The following is a 16,077-nucleotide window of genomic DNA, read 5'->3' as shown; positions in this document are numbered from 1 at the left end:
ACGCGTTCCGGCTCCCCGACCTGTCCGGCGGGCTGCGGCCCCTGCGCGACCCGGACGCGCCCGGCGACGAGGAATCTGTGCGCGGTGGCGATTCGTTCGTCCGCCATATCGGCGATCACGCAGTGCGCGGGGGAGTGGCTCGGCCCCCACGCTCGCTGGCTCGACGAGGGACCGTGGGGAACACACTTGGCGGGAGCGGCGGTCGGCGCCTGGGGCTGGACCGCCCCGCCTGCACAGGGGTGGGGTGCGAGGATGTAACCGTTCGCCTCGTGAATAGTGGTGCGCCGCGAGCGGTGTGCCGGGTCATTGGTGTCGGTGCCCGGTGTCGGGCAATGGATGTGGGGTGCGGAACAGTGCCGGACAGTGAGTCCCGTCCGTCGAATCCGGCCGGTCGGGCGGTCGGGGCCGGGGAATCGTACATTTTGCCGGGATACCCGCTCCCAGGCGACCAGGAGGCGGGAGAATCTGTCCCGTCTGCGACCGCGGACCCGGCCGGCCCGTCGGGGTTGGCGAAGGACGCGGGTGCTGTACGGGTTCTGCGCCGATGGCTGGGCGGATTCGTTGTCCTCGCCGTGCTCGTGTCCCTGTTCTACCTGCCGTGGTGGGTGTTGCTGTCCTCGGGCACCGACTGGCCGTTCCCGATCGTACTGGGCGGCACTGTTCTCTTCGCGGTCGTGTTTCTGGCCTTCCCGGTGATGATGGTTCTGGGGCATGGGCGAAGGCGGCAGGACTGGGCGGCCCGTATCGGTGACACCGTCCTCGGGGTGATCTGGGTGCTGTTCGCCTGGTCAGTGCTGGGCGGTGTACTGCGGCTCGCCCTGATCATTATCGGTGTCGGCGGTCCGGCAGGGGCCAGGGCTGTGGCCGTTGGTGTCGCGGCCGTCGCTCTTGGGCTCCTTGTCTGGGGATTCACCGAGGCGATGCGCCTGCCCCGGGTCAGGCGGGTGGAAGTCACCGTCCCGAGGCTCGGCCACGGCCTGGACGGAACGCGGGTCGTCGTGCTGGCCGACACCCACTATGGACCGATTGACCGGGCGGGATGGTCGGCGGGGGTTGCCCGCGCCGTCAATACCCTGGACCCCGACATCGTCTGCCACGCGGGCGACATAGCGGATGGCACGATATCCCAGCGCCGCGGGCAGGCCGCACCGCTGGGGACGATGCGATCGCGGTTGGCCAAGGTGTACGTCACCGGAAACCACGAGTATTTCGGTGAGGCCCAGGGGTGGCTCGACCACATGGGACAGCTGGGCTGGGAGTCGCTGCACAACCGTCATGTCGTCGTGGAGCGCGGCGGGGACAGACTCGTTCTCGCCGGTGTGGATGACCGAACCGCGGCGTCCTCCGGGCTGGCCGGCCACCGCGCCGACCTGGCAGGCGCGTTGGCGGGGGCAGACCCGGATCTGCCGGTCCTGCTCGTCGCCCACCAGCCCAAGCAGGTGGGGCAGGCCGTGAGCGCCGGGGTCGACCTTCAGGTCTCCGGGCACACCCACGGCGGGCAGATCTGGCCCTTCAACTTTCTCGTCCGGATTGATCAGCCGGTAGTGCACGGCCTGAGCCGGCACGGAGAGCGAACCCAGCTCTACACGAGCCGGGGTACCGGCTTCTGGGGACCGCCGTTCCGGATCTTCGCGCCGAGCGAGATCACTCTCCTCACACTGCGGTCGTCGGCGTAAGGTCCCGGACGCACCGGAAGCCACCGGACGTGGAGCTGGGGCAGCCAGACACCGCCACGTACAGCCGCCTCGAACGCCTGTTGCTCGACGGTGTCACCGGCGATGAAGGAGATCGTCGTCGTCACCGCGACAGGACGCGAGCCGACCGAACGAGCCGAACTCCGCGCCGAGTTGTCCGGCCTTCGGCTGGCGGAACTGCGCGAAGGAGTACGGCTCCGGCCCGCCAACCTGCTGCGGCCACGGCCCAGCCACGTCGCAGAACTCGCCCAGGGCTTCACCGCCAGGCCCGAGCAGCCCTCGCGCGCTCTGGCCACGAGTGTGCGGGCGCTCGACACGTGGGCCGAAACGGCCGACGCTTTCCTCACCCGCTTCGCAGCGGTGGAGGGTCCGGCTGATCGCTTCGCCACCGCCGCGGCCATGGTCCGGCATCTGCTCACCGACCCCGTACTGCCCGACGACAGGCCCGCGCCGGCCCTGCGTACCACGTACACCGACCAGCGGAGCGAACTGACCGAAGCCGGGCGGACCGGCCGCGGGAACACGGAGACGCGGCCAGGTGCTTGAGGAGCATGCGGGGAGCACGGAAAGGGAATCACGGTGGATCTTGAACTGACTGGTCGGCGTGCCGTTGTCACTGGCGGGAGCCGAGGGATCGGTCTGGCAATCGGCCGGGCGTTGGCAGCCGAGGGGGCCGATGTGGCACTTGTCGCGCGAGACAAGGATGCTCTTATGAGGGCTGCCGAGCAGGTCGCTGCGGAGAGCGGCCGCCGAGTGATCGGTGTACCTGCCGACACCGGGGACGACCAGTCCGTGGCCGCGATGGCCGAGGAGGTCGTCCGACAGCTCGGAGGCGTCGACATTCTCGTCAATGCCGCAGCCACCCCTAACACCGGAGGTTTCTCCGAGGACGCGTTGGAAGGCGAGATCAACGTCAAGGTCCAGGGATATCTACGCACGGCACGTGCCTTTGCACCGCTCATGACCGCTCAGGGCTGGGGCCGCATCATCAACATCGCCGGCCTTGCCGCACGCCAGACGGGTTCGGTGGTGGGATCCGTACGCAACGTCGCAGTGGCCGCACTGAGCAAGAACCTCGCGGACGAACTCGGCCCTCAAGGCGTGAACGTCGTGGTCGTACACCCTGGCGCTACGCGTACCGAGCAGACGACGCAGCTGCTCACCGCTATGGCCGACGCCCGAGGCGCCAGCGTGGAGGAGGTGGAGCGCGCGATGGAGTCGACGGTGTCGATCGGCCGTCTGGTGACCGCGCAGGAGGTCGCGGCTGTGGTCACCTTCCTCGCCAGCCCGAAGAGCGTCGCGCTGAACGGCGAGCCGATCGTGGCGAGCGGCGGTACCCGCGGCACCATCCACTACTGAGGCCGTCGGCGCGGAGTCACCCTTTGGAGGCGTGCATGGCCGGCGGAACCTCAAGTGGTTCAACTCGGAGAGGGCTTCGGCCTCATCGAGCAGGACGGGGGAGGCCAGGATGTCTTCGCCCACTACTCCACCATCGCGGGCAACGGATTTCGTGAGCTGCGGGAGGGGCAGAAGGGTCCTCAGGCGGAGAACATCACTCCCGACCTGGGCCAGTTCTCGCTGCCTGTCCCCGGCCGGCTGGGGACAGGCACTGCCTCCCGGTGCCGTCAGGCGTCCACCGGCACCGGTTCCACCGGCACCCCGGCGGACGCGTCTGCCGGGGACTCGTCCTCCTTCTTGAGGGCCGTGTAGTACACGTTGATTCCCTGCTTCTCGCGGCCCACGTTCCCCTTCGCGATAAGCGTGTTCACCGTGTTGCGCACTACCTTTTCGTCCGGGGTGCGATCAGGGTGGGCTTGCGTGATGTCATCCGCGATCTCAGCTGCCGTTCGCGGCCGGTAGTCCTGGAGGACCTCCATGACGAACACACGCAACGGGGGCCCGTCTTTCTTTCCTCCCGGCTGCGCCCTCTTCGCAGGCTTGGCGATCGTGGCGGCCTTCGCCGCACCGTCGGGCTGGGCCTGCGCCGTCTTCTTCGAGCGTTTGCCCGACACGACCGTGGCGTTCTTCGCCTGCCGCGGCCGCGGAACAGCTCCGGCCGCAGCCACTAGCCCCGCGGTATCTCCCTTGCCGGCGACCAGCGAATCGGCCGGCGGTTCCGGTGCGGCGGCCCCGCCGGTCAGCGTGTCCTGCACGCCCGACAGCCACGTGCGATCGGCCTCCAGCCGGTCCAGGCGGGCCTGCAGGGCCGCCATCTGCGAACGGACCTCCTCCTGCTCCTTCGTATTGCTCTCCAGGTCGGCCGCGATCTTCTCCGCATACTGACGCTGAATGGTGGTAATTCCCGGCTCGTTGGACATGCGATCTCCTCGTACGTGGTGTTGCTGCCGGATGCTACTCATTCGGGGGAGCCCGTAGTGCGGTTGTGCACGATATGCACTCTGCCGGGCACGTGACGTCCCGCTCGTACCCCGGATACAGGGCATCACCCGCTGCTTCGACGACGGCGCCCGCTCCAGCCGTCCGTCCGGCATGAGTTCCCCGCGCCCAGCCACCAGACACGTGTACGCAGGCGAACGGGTCATGTCCCCCGAGGGACATGACCGTCCGTCGCCGACGAACATCACCAACAGTCTCTTGTGGGACCCGTGCATCTCTCCGCACCCGACGGGTTATCACGTGGCCTGTGCACCCACCCCGGCGGCGCCCGCACTTTCCCCACCCCCGCCGCCCTCACCCACCCACACGCCACCACCCGAACGGCGCACGCTCGCATGTAACAGCACGTCAGCTACCGGCATCCGCCGAGCAGCACTGGTTCGCAAAGTGAATGGGGGGCTCGTAAGTTCGGCCGGCCGGGGGTTGATGTTCGACAGGGCGAGCCGGAAGGGCGGGCGGCGGTGCGGGCACGCGCATGCACTCGGTGGGGTGACAGGTGCCCTTGAGGGATTGCCTGGACGGGTGCGGGATCGTTGGTCGGACGTGACAATGACGCAGGAGGCCGTGGTCCCGAGCGGGAGGCGGCGCAAGATCACCGGCAGCAACGACGGCGAACCGATTCCTCTCGCGGCGGATCCGCCGATCTATGCGGCGGTGGCCCAGCGGTGGCGGCAGGCCGGGAGGATGCTGCCGGGGCAGGCTGACGCGGAGTGGTCGGAGTTGGTGGTCGACGCGCCGGACCTGGGTCTGCGGTCGGGGCAGGGTGCCGACCTTCCCTCCGGCGTCGTGTCGGAAGCGGGCCGGTCGGTGGTTGCCGGCGGTGCCCGACTGGTCTCTGTCGCGGCGGAGCCGGCCGGATCGGGCGGCCTTGGTTGGGCCCCGCCGGATCCAAGATCAGACGGTCCACGATGGGTGCGTACAGCCTTGGATCGGTGAACGCGACGCGATCACGACGCATCTACAGCTGCGAGCGCCAGGCTGCCGCTCTGGGTGCCGGGCTGCGTCCCCGTCGTGGCCCGGCACCTCTGTGGTCAGGCGCGGTTGGCGTGTGCGGGTTCGGGTCGGTCGGGGGACAGGACCAGGTTGTTGGTGTCGAGTGATATGTCGTAGGTGCGGGCGATCTGCTGGACCGGGGCGACGGCTTTGTGTACGCCGGCGGTGTTCTCGGCTGCCCATTCGATGGTGGTCAAGTCCCGGTACAGCACTTCGGCGGTCACATCGATGTCCAGGCCGCGCAGCGCCGCGTGTCGGGCGGCGTCCAGGTCCGGGCTGTCGCCGTCGGTGTGCCAGGCGGCGAGGGTGTGGGCGATGTCGATGATGCGGGAGAGCATCTCGTGTCGGGCGGAGTGCGCCCACGGGTAGTCCTGGCCGTCGAACGGCTTGCCTCTGACGAGGCCGAGGGCGTTTTCCACCGCTGACACCGAGTGCGAGGGTTCTGCCCGGGATCGATGAGTAACGAGTTGAGACATCGAACACCTCACTCAACGGCACGGGAGCCTCGTGCGTTGCGCGCACCGACACCGTCACCCGATCAGTGGCCACGCTGAAAAAGGCTCAGTCACTGGGCCAGTTGTAGGGCAGAAACTTCCCGTCGAAGGTAATGACGACATGCTCGGCCCCGTCGTGGGTCGCGCGCCCGATGTCCAGCTTGAAGTTGATCGCACTCGTGATCCCGTCGCCGAACTGCTCGTGGATCAGCTCTTTCAAAGCCGGGCCATAGACCTGCAGCGCCTCGTAGAGGCGGTAGATCGTCGGATCGGTTGGTATCACGGCGGGAAGCCCGCCGCGATACGGAACGGCGGCGAGCACCGGCACAGCTTCTGCAGGCAGGTCAAGCAGCTCAGCGACCTGACGTGCGCTGTCTGGTGGGAGTGGATGTTGCCCGAGCAATGCCGCGGTAGTCCACACCAGCGGCCGGCCAATTGCGTCAGCCAGCTGCTGCCACGTGAAGCCCTTGGCCAGTCTGTTGGAAACGATCGCAGCCGTTATCTCGTCGCGGTTCATGCATGGTCGGTGGTCGCTTGGCGCCGACTGCGCGCCGGATCCACCGTGCGCCGCGTCTTTCCCCGCGTCGTTCATCGCTTTGAGACCTCCCTGCCTAGGAGTCCGGTAGGTGTTCGGGCCGCGAACGACCGGCCAGGCTGCCGGAGGGCGTGGCTCTAGTCGGTCGCTGCTTGCGACTGGTTGTTCAGATGAGCGCCGGTGTGGGAGCGGGCAGGTAGGGGGTGATGTTGCGCCAGGCGCGCTCGATGTATTCCTCCTTCTCGCCGACCGGGGCGACATAGTGCAGCGCGCTCTCGGCGGCGTCGTTGCCCTCGAGGCGGGCGATGATCCAGGCGGCGAGGTAGTGCGAGGCCAGGCAGCCGCCGGCGGTGGCGATGTTGTCCTTGGCGTAGAAGGGCTGATTGAGTACTTCGACGCCGGCGGCGATGACCCAGGGCTTGGTGGTCAGGTCGGTGCAGGCGGGGATGTCGTTGAGCAGGCCGAGCTTGGCCAGCACGAGCGCGCCGGAGCACTGTGCCGCGATGAGTTGGCGCGAGGGGTCCAGGCGGCGCAGGATGTTCATGATCGCCGGGTCTTCGACGACCTCGCGGGTGGCGATGCCACTGCCGACGATGACGGCGTCAGCGGCGCACGCCTCCTCGAGGGTGGACATCTGTTCGATGACCACCCCGTTCATCGACGTCACCTTGGGGCTGGGGGTGGCGATGGTGACGCGCCAGCCGTCGGTCTTGATGCGGTTGAGCACACCGAGCGCGATCAGGGAGTCGAGCTCGTTGTAGCCCTCGAAGGTGAGGATGGCGATGTGCACGGCGGTTGTCCTTCCGGGTGGGTGGGTCTTGACGGTAGGGACCCACGAACAGGACAGTCAAAGAATTGTCATGCGTACAATCCGGTGTATGGCAGCCCCGCGGTACAAAATGCTGGTCGACGCGCTCGCATCCGACATCCGGACCGGGCGGCTCGCCGCGGGCGTGCGGCTGCCCACACACCGCGGGCTCGCCGCCCGTGAGGGCATCGCCGTGGTGACCGCGACTCGGGTGTACGCCGAGCTGGAAGCGATGGGTCTGGTGAGCCGGGAACAGGGCCGCGGTACGTTCGTGCGTGACATCGCGGTTCCTGCCGGTCACGGCATCGATCAGCAGGTCGTCGCCACGGATGCAGTCGACCTCAACTTCAACTATCCGTCGCTGCCTGGGCAAGCCGATCTCCTTCGGCAGGCCCTGCGAGAGGTGGCCACCTCTGGTGATCTCGACTCGCTGCTGCGCTACCAGCCACATCGAGGGCGTCCCCAGGACAGAGCCTCGATCGCACGGCACCTGAGGCGTCGAGGAATCACCACTGACGCGGATCGGATCCTCATCGTCAACGGTGCGCAGCACGGCCTGGCCATCACCGTCATGGCCGCGCTCAACGCCGGCGACGTCGTCGCGGTCGACGCACTCACCTACCCGGGTTTCAAGGTGCTCGCGCATGCCTTTCATCTCGACCTGGAGCCCATACCCGCAACCGCCAACGGGCCGAATCTTGATGCCCTCGAGAAGCTGTGCGCGACCCGCCCTGTGCGTGCGATCTACACCATGCCCACCTTGCACAACCCGCTGGGCTGGGTCATGCCGGCAACTGACCGAACCCGCCTGATCAAGATCGCCCGGCAGCACGGTCCGCTCATCATCGAAGACGCCTCCTACGCCTACCTGGTCGAGGACCCTCCACCACCGCTGGCAGCAACCGCGCCGGACATCACCGTCTACGTCTCGGGACTGTCCAAGAGCGTCGCAACCGGCCTCCGAGTCGGGTTCGTCGTCGCCCCGCCATCTGCGGTGCCGTCGCTCGAACGCGCGATTCGGGCGACTACCTGGAACACCCCGGCTCTCACCACCGCGATCGCCTGCCGCTGGCTCGACGACGGCACGGTGGACCACTTGGAAGCGCAGAAACGAGACGACGCCAAGACCCGCCAAGCACTCGCCAGACAAGAGCTGGCAGGTCTGCCACTCATCAGCCACCCCTCGTCCTACTTCACATGGCTGCCGCTGCCCGACGACGCACGCGCCGATCGCCTGACCGCCACCCTCGCGCGTCAGCACATCTCGGTATCCACGGCCGAGCCGTTCACCACCTCGATGCACACACCGCAAGCGATCCGCCTCGCTCTGGGCTCGACCGATCTGGACAGTCTCCAGTCGACACTGCGTACAGTGCGACGAGTCGTCGTCGAGGACGCCTACGCTTGAACTCCCCTCGATCAGCCGATTCCTGCCCGCACCAGCGTCAGCGCACGAAAGATCGTCGGCGCCGGAGGCCAGGGGAAAACCGGTCGGCCTGCGACCCGAGACTGATGAGGAAATCACGGTTCTCAGGCTGGTGACCGCTCGAGACGTTCACCAGCCGTGTGCCGCGGTGCCGCTCTTCGCAGGTCCGCTCGCGCCGCGCGGCGTCGCACGACTGAAGTCGTGGCGGATCCGCCGCAGGGCCCGGTGCAGCCCGAATCGAATGTCGCGCGCCTCGGCCTCACAAGGTGGCCTCCAGGGCGACCGCTTCCGCGGTGAAGGCGCCGGCCCGCAAGGCCGTTGCGGCTGGAGCGCTTCCTACTGGCGTGAGCCGTCCTGCCGCAGCATCCGGGACAGGCCGAGTGCGGCGGTGCGCACGGCCGGGGCCAGCTGGGTGGGGCGGAAGCGGGCCAGCGGGACGGCGACCGAGAGCGCGGCGACGGCCGTGCCGCCGCCGTCGAAGACCGGGGCGGCGACGCAGCACACACCCAGCGCGGCCTCCTGTTCCTCGTAGGCCAGGCCGGAGACCTGGACCTGTTCGACGGCAGTGCGCAACCGCTCCGGATCGGTCAGGGAGTGTGGGGTGAGGTGCGGCAGCGGTTCGGCGAGGACCATGTCGGTGAGTTCGGGGCCGGAGAAGGCCAGCAGTGCCTTGCCCACACCCGTGCAGTTGAGCGGCAGTCTGCCGCCGACGCGGGAGGGGAGCGGCAGCGGATCGTGGCCGTGGACGCGCTCCAGGTAGACCACGTCACGGTCGTCCCGGACACCGAGGTGCACGGTCTCATGGGTGGCCTCGTAGAGGTCCTGCACGAAAGGGAGCGCCGTCTCACGAAGACCGTGACGGCGGGGCACCAGCGTGCCGAGTTCGAAGAGCTTGCCGCCCAGCCGGTAACCAGCGTCGACGCGCTCCAGGAGACCGAGCCGCACCAGGTCCGCCGACAGCCGGTGCGCGGTGGTCTTGCTGAAGCCGGTGCGCTCCGCGAGTTCCGCCAGACGGTACGTACCGCCGTCGGGACGGAAGCAGTCGAGGATGGATATGGCTTTGTCCAGCATGTTGCCCTGGTCGGAGTTCCGTGTCACGGAACAATAATTGCCCCATCTTCGCCGCCGCGTCTATACCGGACTCATCACATCCCGCACGTCCTCTTGGAGTGGTCGCATGCCGACGCCCCCCAGCGCCGAATCCCCGCCCGCCGTGGTGGTCAAGGCCGCCGACGCCCTCGACGCAGCGACCCGCACCGGGGTGCCCTGTCCGCCGGTACGGACTCTGCTCGCCGAGGGCGGTATCGCGGGCGCGTACGCCGTGCAGCGCCTCAACCTCGAGCGCGCTCTCGCCAAGAACGACCGCCGGGTGGTCGGCCGCAAAATCGGCCTCACCTCCACCGCCGTTCAGCGGCAGCTCGGAGTCGACCAGCCGGACTTCGGTGCGCTGCTGTCCGACATGGCCGTCCCCGACGGCGGCACCGTACCCGCTGGGCGGCTGCTCCAGCCCAAGGTGGAGGCCGAGGTCGCCCTCGTCCTGGGCCAGGATCTGCCGCACGCCCAGTGCACGGTGGCCGACGTACTGCGCGCAGTCGACTTCGCGCTGCCCGCGCTGGAGATCGTGGACAGCCGCATCGCCGGCTGGGACATCACCATCGTCGACACGGTGGCCGACAACGCCTCCTCCGGCCTCTTCGTACTCGGGGGCAGCCCCGTGCCGCTGACCGCCGTGGACCTGCGCACCGTCCAGATGACGATGACCCGCGGTGGCGACAAGGTCTCCTCGGGCACCGGCGCCGACTGCCTCGGCGGCCCGCTCAACGCGGCCGTCTGGCTCGCGTCGACGCTCGCTGCGGCGGGCGATCCGCTGCGGGCCGGCGACATCGTGCTCACCGGCGCACTGGGTCCCATGGCCGTCGCCACCCCCGGTGACGCCTTCGAAGCCCGTATCTCCGGCCTCGGGTCGGTACGCGTCGCATTCGCACCGGAAGCACCGGAAACACCGGAAGAAGGAGAGCAGCAGTGAGCAGCACCACCCCCCGAGGCCGCACCAAGGTCGCCGTCATCGGGTCGGGCAACATCGGCACCGATCTGATGATCAAGGTGCTGCGCACGTCCGAGGTCCTGGAAATGGGGGCCATGGTCGGCATCGACCCGGACTCCGACGGCCTGGCCCGCGCCCGCCGCTTCAAGGTCGCCACCACCCACGAGGGCGTCGACGGCCTGGTCAAGCTCGACGAATTCGCCGACATCGGGATCGTCTTCGACGCCACCTCGGCCGGCGCCCACCCCTACAACGACCAGGTGCTGCGCGCCCTCGGCCGCAGAGTGGTGGACCTCACGCCGGCCGCGATCGGCCCGTACGTCGTGCCGTCCGTCAACCTGGACGAGCACCTGGACGCCGCCAACGTCAACATGGTCACCTGCGGCGGCCAGGCCACCATCCCGATCGTCGCCGCCGTGGGCGCGGTCGCCCCGGTCCACTACGGCGAGATCGTGGCCTCCATCTCCTCGCGCTCCGCGGGGCCCGGAACCCGCGCCAACATCGACGAGTTCACCGAGACCACATCCTCGGCCATCGAGAAGGTCGGCGGCGCCGCCCGCGGGAAGGCGATCATCGTCCTCAACCCCGCGGAACCGCCGCTGATCATGCGCGACACCGTCTTCTGCCTGGTCGGCGACTGCGACGACGCCGCGGTCACCCTCTCGGTCGAGGAGATGGTCGGCCGGGTCCAGGCGTACGTGCCGGGCTACCGGCTCAAGCAGCAGGTCCAGTTCGACCGGGTCGCCGACGACGACCCGCTGCGCAGGCTGCTGCCCGCCGGCACCGGCGGCCCGGCGGTCAAGGTGTCGGTCTTCCTCGAGGTCGAGGGCGCCGCCCACTACCTGCCGTCGTACGCCGGCAACCTCGACATCATGACGTCTGCGGCTCTGCGCACCGCGGAGCGCACGGCCTCGCACCACACCCCGGAGGTGGCTCCCCGATGAGTGCCAACCAGCCCACCGCCCTGTACGTCCAGGACGTCACCCTGCGCGACGGCATGCACGCCGTCCGGCACCGCTACACCGTCGAGCAGGCCCGCACCATCGCCGCCGCCCTGGACGCGTCCGGCGTCGGCGCCATCGAGATCGCTCACGGCGACGGCCTGGCCGGGTCCAGCATCACCTACGGGGTGGGCGCACACACCGACTGGGAGTGGATCGAGGCCGTCGCCGACGCCGCCCGCAACGCCGTACCCACCACCCTGCTGCTGCCGGGCATCGGCACCCTCCACGACCTCAGGCAGGCCCATTCCCTGGGCATCACATCGGTCCGGATCGCCACCCACTGCACCGAGGCCGACATCTCCGCCCAGCACATCTCCGCCGCCCGCGAGCTCGGCATGGACGTCGCCGGATTCCTGATGATGTCGCACATGGCGGAGCCGGCCGAACTCGCCAGGCAGGCCAAGCTGATGGAGTCCTACGGCGCCAACTGCGTGTATGTCACGGACTCCGGCGGCCGGCTCACCATGGACGACGTACGGGAGCGCTTCCGTGCGTACCGCGACATCCTGGACCCGGCCACCGAGACCGGCATCCACGCCCACCACAATCTGGCCCTCGGCGTCGCCAACACGGTGGTCGCCGTGGAGGGCGGCGCGACCCGCGTCGACGCCTCCCTGGCCGGGCAGGGCGCCGGAGCGGGCAACTGCCCCTTGGAGGCGTTCGTCGCGGTGGCCGACCTGATGGGCTGGGACCACGGCTGCGACCTCTTCCCGCTGATGGACGCCGCCGACGACCTCGTCCGCCCCCTTCAGGACCGAGCGGTCCGCGTCGACCGGGAGACCCTCACCCTCGGCTACGCCGGCGTGTACTCCAGCTTTCTGCGCCACGCCGAGACCGCCGCCGCCCGCTACGGCCTTGACACCCGCGCCGTCCTGGTCGAGGTCGGCCGCCGCAAGATGGTCGGCGGCCAGGAGGACATGATCACCGACATCGCCCTCGACCTGGCCTCGGGAGCCGCCGCACAGGGCTGACACTCGGCCACGTCGTGATCCGACGCGCAGCCGCCTGTCCCGAAACCGTTCAGGCGGGAGCGTCGGCGCCGGATCCGCCGCTCGAGGCCAGGCAAGCCGGGACGGCCCAGTATTGCTCACGCCTGTCGGTCAATGGCGCCGGGCCACGAGGCTTCCGAGGGCGAGGGGACGGTCCCACTGCAACCCCCGAAATGATCAGGTGTTGCAACCACCCCTGGAAACCAAGCATTCCCGTGGGGCCAACTGACTCGTTCGAAGCCAGCCAGTCCCATGTCATGCTGCGCCTCGCTCCGCGATGCGCGTGCGGGACTGCTTCATGAGGTCGCGTGCGGTCTCGGCGTACGGGCCGACGAGTTGGCCGTCCTTCTTGACGACCTTGCCGCCGACGATCACTGTCTCCACGTCGGCCGCGCCTGCTCCGAACACCATGGTGCTGACCGGGTCTCCGAAGCCATCGAGGTGGGGGGCTCGCATGTCCACGACTACGATGTCGCCCTGTTTGCCGACGGTGAGGGTGCCGATCTCGTCGTCGAGATGCCAGGCGCGGGCGCCGCCGGTGGTGGCCAGGTGCAGCATGTCGCGCTGGTCCAGTTCGACGTCCATGACTGCTTCGTGACGGGCGACGGCCTGCTTGTTGGCCCGTGAGCGTTCTGCCGCGAGTGCCATCCGCATCTCGCTGAACAGGTCGACGCCGCTGCTTGTCGTGGTGTCCACGCTCAGACCCGCGGGGATTCCGTGCCGCAATGCGGATCCGGTGGCCGGGTAGGTGCCGAGGGCCATCAGCGTCTCCACGGTCGCCGAGATGGCGATCGATCCGCCGGTTTCCGCGAGGAGGTCGAATTCGCGCTCGGTCAGCCGGTTCGCGTGCGCGTAGTTCACGTCGGGACCGAGCAGGCCGTGGCGATGGAGGGTTTCCACCGAATCAGGAAACCCTGCCATACCGACGTGGACAGAGATGGGGAGTCCGAGTTCGCGGGCGAACGCGAAGTCTTCGACAGTCGCTTCCGGTGTGGTGAACGCGGGGCCACGCAGCGCCATACCCATCCGTAGCCGGCCACTGGTCCCGTCGGGGAACAGCTCGTTTCGGACGTGGCGGGCGTCCTCGGGATGGCGCTGCGGAGGCCGGCCCAAGAATGCAGCGGCGTTGGGCCCAGGGCCGCCGTAGAGGAAGATTCCCCGGATTCCGGAGTCGTGCAGGGCCCGGACGTTGGCAGCGGCGTATCCAACGCCCTGCAGGTTGTGCGACCAGTCGGCGATCGTGGTGACGCCGGAGCTCAATGCCTGCAGCGAGCCCCACAGCGTCCCGGCGTAAATGTCATCCTCGGTAAAACCGGGGGCGATCTTCTCGACGACTCTGCCGACATACCCCAGAAGCGAGGCGTCCCCGGCGCTCCCACCCAATGCCCCCTGCCATACGTGGCGGTGGCTGTCCACCATGCCGGGGATCACCAGGCGCCCCTCTGCGTGGATCACCTGCGCGCCGCGGGCCTCGTCGAGTGAAACGACACCGACGGAGGCGATGCGGCCATTCTTGATGAGGACATCGCCCTGGGGAACGTCCCCCGTCTCCGGGTCGAGGGTGACTACATACCCACCGGTGATCAAGAGGTCCTGGTCACTCACGATTGCGCACTTCTTCCCGCCACAGATAGTACCTGTTCGGCATGCAGGTCTACGATGAATACCACCTCTTCAGGCTCACCGACGGCCCGTCCGCGGGCAAGAAGGCAGCTTGAACTGCCCTAGTACCCCGGAGGGAACCATGGCCTCGCTCATGACGCCTCAGCAGGTGCCGGACCTGGTGACAGGTGTCCATGAGGCGGTCCTGAGGAACGTTCTGGCCCGGCTCGGCGACAAGTGGACGGTCATCGTCATATGCCGTCTGGATGCCGGCCCTAAGCGCTTCAATGAACTGCGCCGAGCAACGGGGGGCATCACCCAGCGCATGCTGACCGCCACCCTGCGGCACCTTGAACGTGATGGCCTGGTCACGCGAACGGTGAATCCGACGGTCCCGCCGCAAGTCGAGTACGCGCTGACCTCCGGCGGCCGAAGCCTCCACTCGGTCCTCTACCAACTGGTCGAGTGGACCGAAGAGAACCTCGAAAGCATCCTGAGCGCCCGAGCGGCATACGACTCGATCAGCCCCACGGGGCAGTAGCACCCTCTGCTCTGGTCAGCGCGGGCCTGGCCGCCCTCGGCGCGATGAGGTCCGGGCGGCGCGACGCGTCGATTGTCGAAGCGCTTCAAGAGCCCGAACGACGAACATGAACGGCTGTGGTTCCGGGAAAAAATCCGCCTCCGGGCGTAGGAGCCCGGGGAATTACCGTCGTAAACACCTTGACGGCGCTGATCAGGGAACCCAGTATCGAGGCGCTTCGACGCCCTCCGCGTATTCGCCCAGCACAGAGGTCCCCATGCAGAGCCAGACCAAACGCCTGCTCACCGCCGAGCAGTTGGACGCCATGCTGCGCGCGTCGGCAGACACAGGCTGCCGGGTGGAGGCGGAGCTGACCGACGGTTGGTTCAACAGCGCCTACCGGGTCCGTCTCGACGACGGCCGCCCCGCCATCGTGAAGGTCGCCCCGCACGCCGACGTGCCGGTGCTGCGTTACGAGCGAGGCATCATGCGCACCGAGGCCACGGTCTACCGGCAACTGGCCGCCGTCGGCGGCATCCCGCTGCCCGAGCTGATCCACCAGGGCCCGGACTTCCTCGTCATATCCGTCCTGGACGGCATCCCCTGGGACAAGGCCGGCGACCAGGTCCCGACCGGCCGCCAGGACGCGCTCCGGCGCGAGTTGGGCCGGATCACCGCCCGGCTGCACACCGTACGGTCGCCGGACGGCCGCTTCGGCTATCCCGCACCCGAGGCCGGGCTCACCGGGGCGGACTGGCCGACGGCCTTCTCCGCGATGGTGGAGGCCATCCTGGAGGACGCCGGGCGCTGGGACAGCCCGCTCGGGATCGCCCCGGACGAGGTGCGGTCACTGGTGGCGGCGGGGGCGGACGCGCTCGGTGAGGTCACCGATGCCGCACTCGTCCACTTCGACCTGTGGCCGGGCAACATCTTCATCAGCGCCGGCGTCACCGCCGATGTCACCTCCGACGGCCGGCCGCCGGGCGTGACCGGCCTCATCGACCACGAACGGGCCTTCTACGGCGACCCGGCGGCCGAGCTGGTCTCCCTGGACTTCGGCGGCGGCATCGGCCCCGACGGCCCGCTCGTCGCCGGCTACCTCGAAGCCGGCGGCCGGCTTCCCTTCGGCCCCTCCCTCCGGCGCCGGCTCGCCCTCTACCGCCTCTACCTCGGACTGCTCCTGGTCGTCGAGTGCGGCCCGCGCGGATACGGCGCCGACCACATCGCCTACTGCCGGCGGACGCTCGACAGCTGGGCGGCCGCCCTGCGTGACCTCACGAACTCCTGACCTCACGAACTCAACCAGGTCTCACCGACAACAGCCCAGCGGTGGGCGGACTGCTACCGGACCTGCGGCGAAGCGGGCGCGACGTGAGCGGCGGTGTGCCGCCGACACCCATCACGTCATTTCGAAACGCATCGTGGCAGAGGCTGAACGCACCTCGCGCGGTATCGCCTTGGAAGACCTCAAGGGCATCCGGACGAGGGCTCGGTTGAGAAGGCTCCAACGGGCCGCGGTGCACTCCTGGGTTTCGCCCAGCTCGGAGTATTCATCGGGTACAAGGCCCGCC

At 68.7% G+C, this 16,077-nt stretch carries 15 protein-coding genes and 1 pseudogene; 10 read left to right on the top strand and 6 right to left on the bottom strand.

Annotated features, from left to right (window positions below; all coding sequences use genetic code 11):
• Positions 1 to 506 precede the first annotated feature (506 nt).
• The 4 genes and pseudogenes from ACFXJ5_RS14185 to ACFXJ5_RS14170 all read left to right on the top strand — a co-directional run.
• Entirely contained in the window at positions 507 to 1,676 is a 1,170-nt protein-coding gene (locus ACFXJ5_RS14185) for a metallophosphoesterase (RefSeq protein ID WP_384630732.1), read from the top strand.
• A 102-nt stretch (positions 1,677 to 1,778) separates the two neighbouring features.
• The gene (locus ACFXJ5_RS14180) at positions 1,779 to 2,240 is read left to right on the top strand and encodes a hypothetical protein (RefSeq protein WP_384630635.1); all 462 of its coding nucleotides are present in this window, start codon (positions 1,779 to 1,781) and stop codon (positions 2,238 to 2,240) included.
• 33 nt (positions 2,241 to 2,273) lie between these two features.
• On the top strand, positions 2,274 to 3,053 hold the full coding sequence (locus ACFXJ5_RS14175; RefSeq protein ID WP_384630634.1) for an SDR family NAD(P)-dependent oxidoreductase: 780 nt from the start codon (positions 2,274 to 2,276) through the stop codon (positions 3,051 to 3,053).
• A gap of 31 nt (positions 3,054 to 3,084) precedes the next feature.
• A pseudogene (locus tag ACFXJ5_RS14170) lies at positions 3,085 to 3,254 on the top strand (cold-shock protein); the annotation flags it as partial.
• Between the two features lie 65 nt (positions 3,255 to 3,319).
• Here ACFXJ5_RS14170 and ACFXJ5_RS14165 read toward each other — a convergent pair.
• The 4 genes from ACFXJ5_RS14165 to ACFXJ5_RS14150 all read right to left on the bottom strand — a co-directional run bounded on the left by ACFXJ5_RS14165 (position 3,320) and on the right by ACFXJ5_RS14150 (position 6,903).
• Positions 3,320 to 4,012, bottom strand: coding sequence for a BlaI/MecI/CopY family transcriptional regulator (locus tag ACFXJ5_RS14165; RefSeq protein ID WP_384630633.1), 693 nt, complete (start codon positions 4,010 to 4,012; stop codon positions 3,320 to 3,322).
• Between the two features lie 1,110 nt (positions 4,013 to 5,122).
• The gene (locus tag ACFXJ5_RS14160; protein WP_384630632.1) at positions 5,123 to 5,512 is read right to left on the bottom strand and encodes a hypothetical protein; all 390 of its coding nucleotides are present in this window, start codon (positions 5,510 to 5,512) and stop codon (positions 5,123 to 5,125) included.
• Between the two features lie 133 nt (positions 5,513 to 5,645).
• Positions 5,646 to 6,095, bottom strand: coding sequence for a cyanase (gene cynS / locus ACFXJ5_RS14155; protein WP_384630631.1), 450 nt, complete (start codon positions 6,093 to 6,095; stop codon positions 5,646 to 5,648).
• A 184-nt stretch (positions 6,096 to 6,279) separates the two neighbouring features.
• Positions 6,280 to 6,903: a DJ-1/PfpI family protein gene (locus ACFXJ5_RS14150; RefSeq protein ID WP_384630630.1), complete on the bottom strand. Its 624-nt coding sequence runs from the start codon at positions 6,901 to 6,903 to the stop codon at positions 6,280 to 6,282.
• Positions 6,904 to 6,991: 88 nt separating this feature from the next.
• Between ACFXJ5_RS14150 and ACFXJ5_RS14145 the strand changes: the two genes are divergently transcribed.
• A complete protein-coding gene (locus ACFXJ5_RS14145) occupies positions 6,992 to 8,329 on the top strand; it encodes a PLP-dependent aminotransferase family protein (protein ID WP_384630629.1) in 1,338 nt (445 codons plus the stop codon).
• A 354-nt stretch (positions 8,330 to 8,683) separates the two neighbouring features.
• On the opposite strand, the gene ACFXJ5_RS14140 is transcribed toward ACFXJ5_RS14145, so the two are convergent.
• A complete protein-coding gene (locus tag ACFXJ5_RS14140; protein WP_384630731.1) occupies positions 8,684 to 9,418 on the bottom strand; it encodes an IclR family transcriptional regulator in 735 nt (244 codons plus the stop codon).
• 106 nt (positions 9,419 to 9,524) lie between these two features.
• Between ACFXJ5_RS14140 and ACFXJ5_RS14135 the strand changes: the two genes are divergently transcribed.
• Genes ACFXJ5_RS14135 through dmpG form a run of 3 tightly spaced genes read left to right on the top strand, consistent with a single transcriptional unit; the run spans position 9,525 to position 12,366 of the window.
• Positions 9,525 to 10,373: a 2-keto-4-pentenoate hydratase gene (locus ACFXJ5_RS14135; protein WP_384630628.1), complete on the top strand. Its 849-nt coding sequence runs from the start codon at positions 9,525 to 9,527 to the stop codon at positions 10,371 to 10,373.
• Entirely contained in the window at positions 10,370 to 11,335 is a 966-nt protein-coding gene (locus ACFXJ5_RS14130) for an acetaldehyde dehydrogenase (acetylating) (protein ID WP_384630627.1), read from the top strand. Before ACFXJ5_RS14135 ends, ACFXJ5_RS14130 begins: the two co-directional genes overlap by 4 nt.
• Complete coding sequence (gene dmpG / locus ACFXJ5_RS14125; RefSeq protein ID WP_384630626.1) at positions 11,332 to 12,366, top strand: 4-hydroxy-2-oxovalerate aldolase; 1,035 nt, start codon at positions 11,332 to 11,334, stop codon at positions 12,364 to 12,366. The genes ACFXJ5_RS14130 and dmpG overlap by 4 nt, the downstream gene beginning before the upstream one ends.
• A gap of 273 nt (positions 12,367 to 12,639) precedes the next feature.
• Here dmpG and ACFXJ5_RS14120 read toward each other — a convergent pair whose 3' ends face one another.
• Positions 12,640 to 13,989, bottom strand: coding sequence for an amidohydrolase family protein (locus tag ACFXJ5_RS14120; protein ID WP_384630625.1), 1,350 nt, complete (start codon positions 13,987 to 13,989; stop codon positions 12,640 to 12,642).
• A gap of 139 nt (positions 13,990 to 14,128) precedes the next feature.
• On the opposite strand from ACFXJ5_RS14120, the gene ACFXJ5_RS14115 reads away from it, so the two are divergent.
• Both ACFXJ5_RS14115 and ACFXJ5_RS14110 read left to right on the top strand, forming a co-directional pair.
• Entirely contained in the window at positions 14,129 to 14,527 is a 399-nt protein-coding gene (locus ACFXJ5_RS14115; RefSeq protein WP_384630624.1) for a winged helix-turn-helix transcriptional regulator, read from the top strand.
• Positions 14,528 to 14,783: 256 nt separating this feature from the next.
• Positions 14,784 to 15,794: a phosphotransferase family protein gene (locus ACFXJ5_RS14110; protein ID WP_384630623.1), complete on the top strand. Its 1,011-nt coding sequence runs from the start codon at positions 14,784 to 14,786 to the stop codon at positions 15,792 to 15,794.
• Positions 15,795 to 16,077 lie beyond the last annotated feature (283 nt).

Origin of the sequence: Streptomyces sp. NPDC059373 (assembly GCF_042751495.1) — a bacterium.
Taxonomy (GTDB): Bacteria; Actinomycetota; Actinomycetes; order Streptomycetales; family Streptomycetaceae; genus Actinacidiphila.
This window is presented reverse-complemented; position numbering and strand designations above follow the sequence as displayed.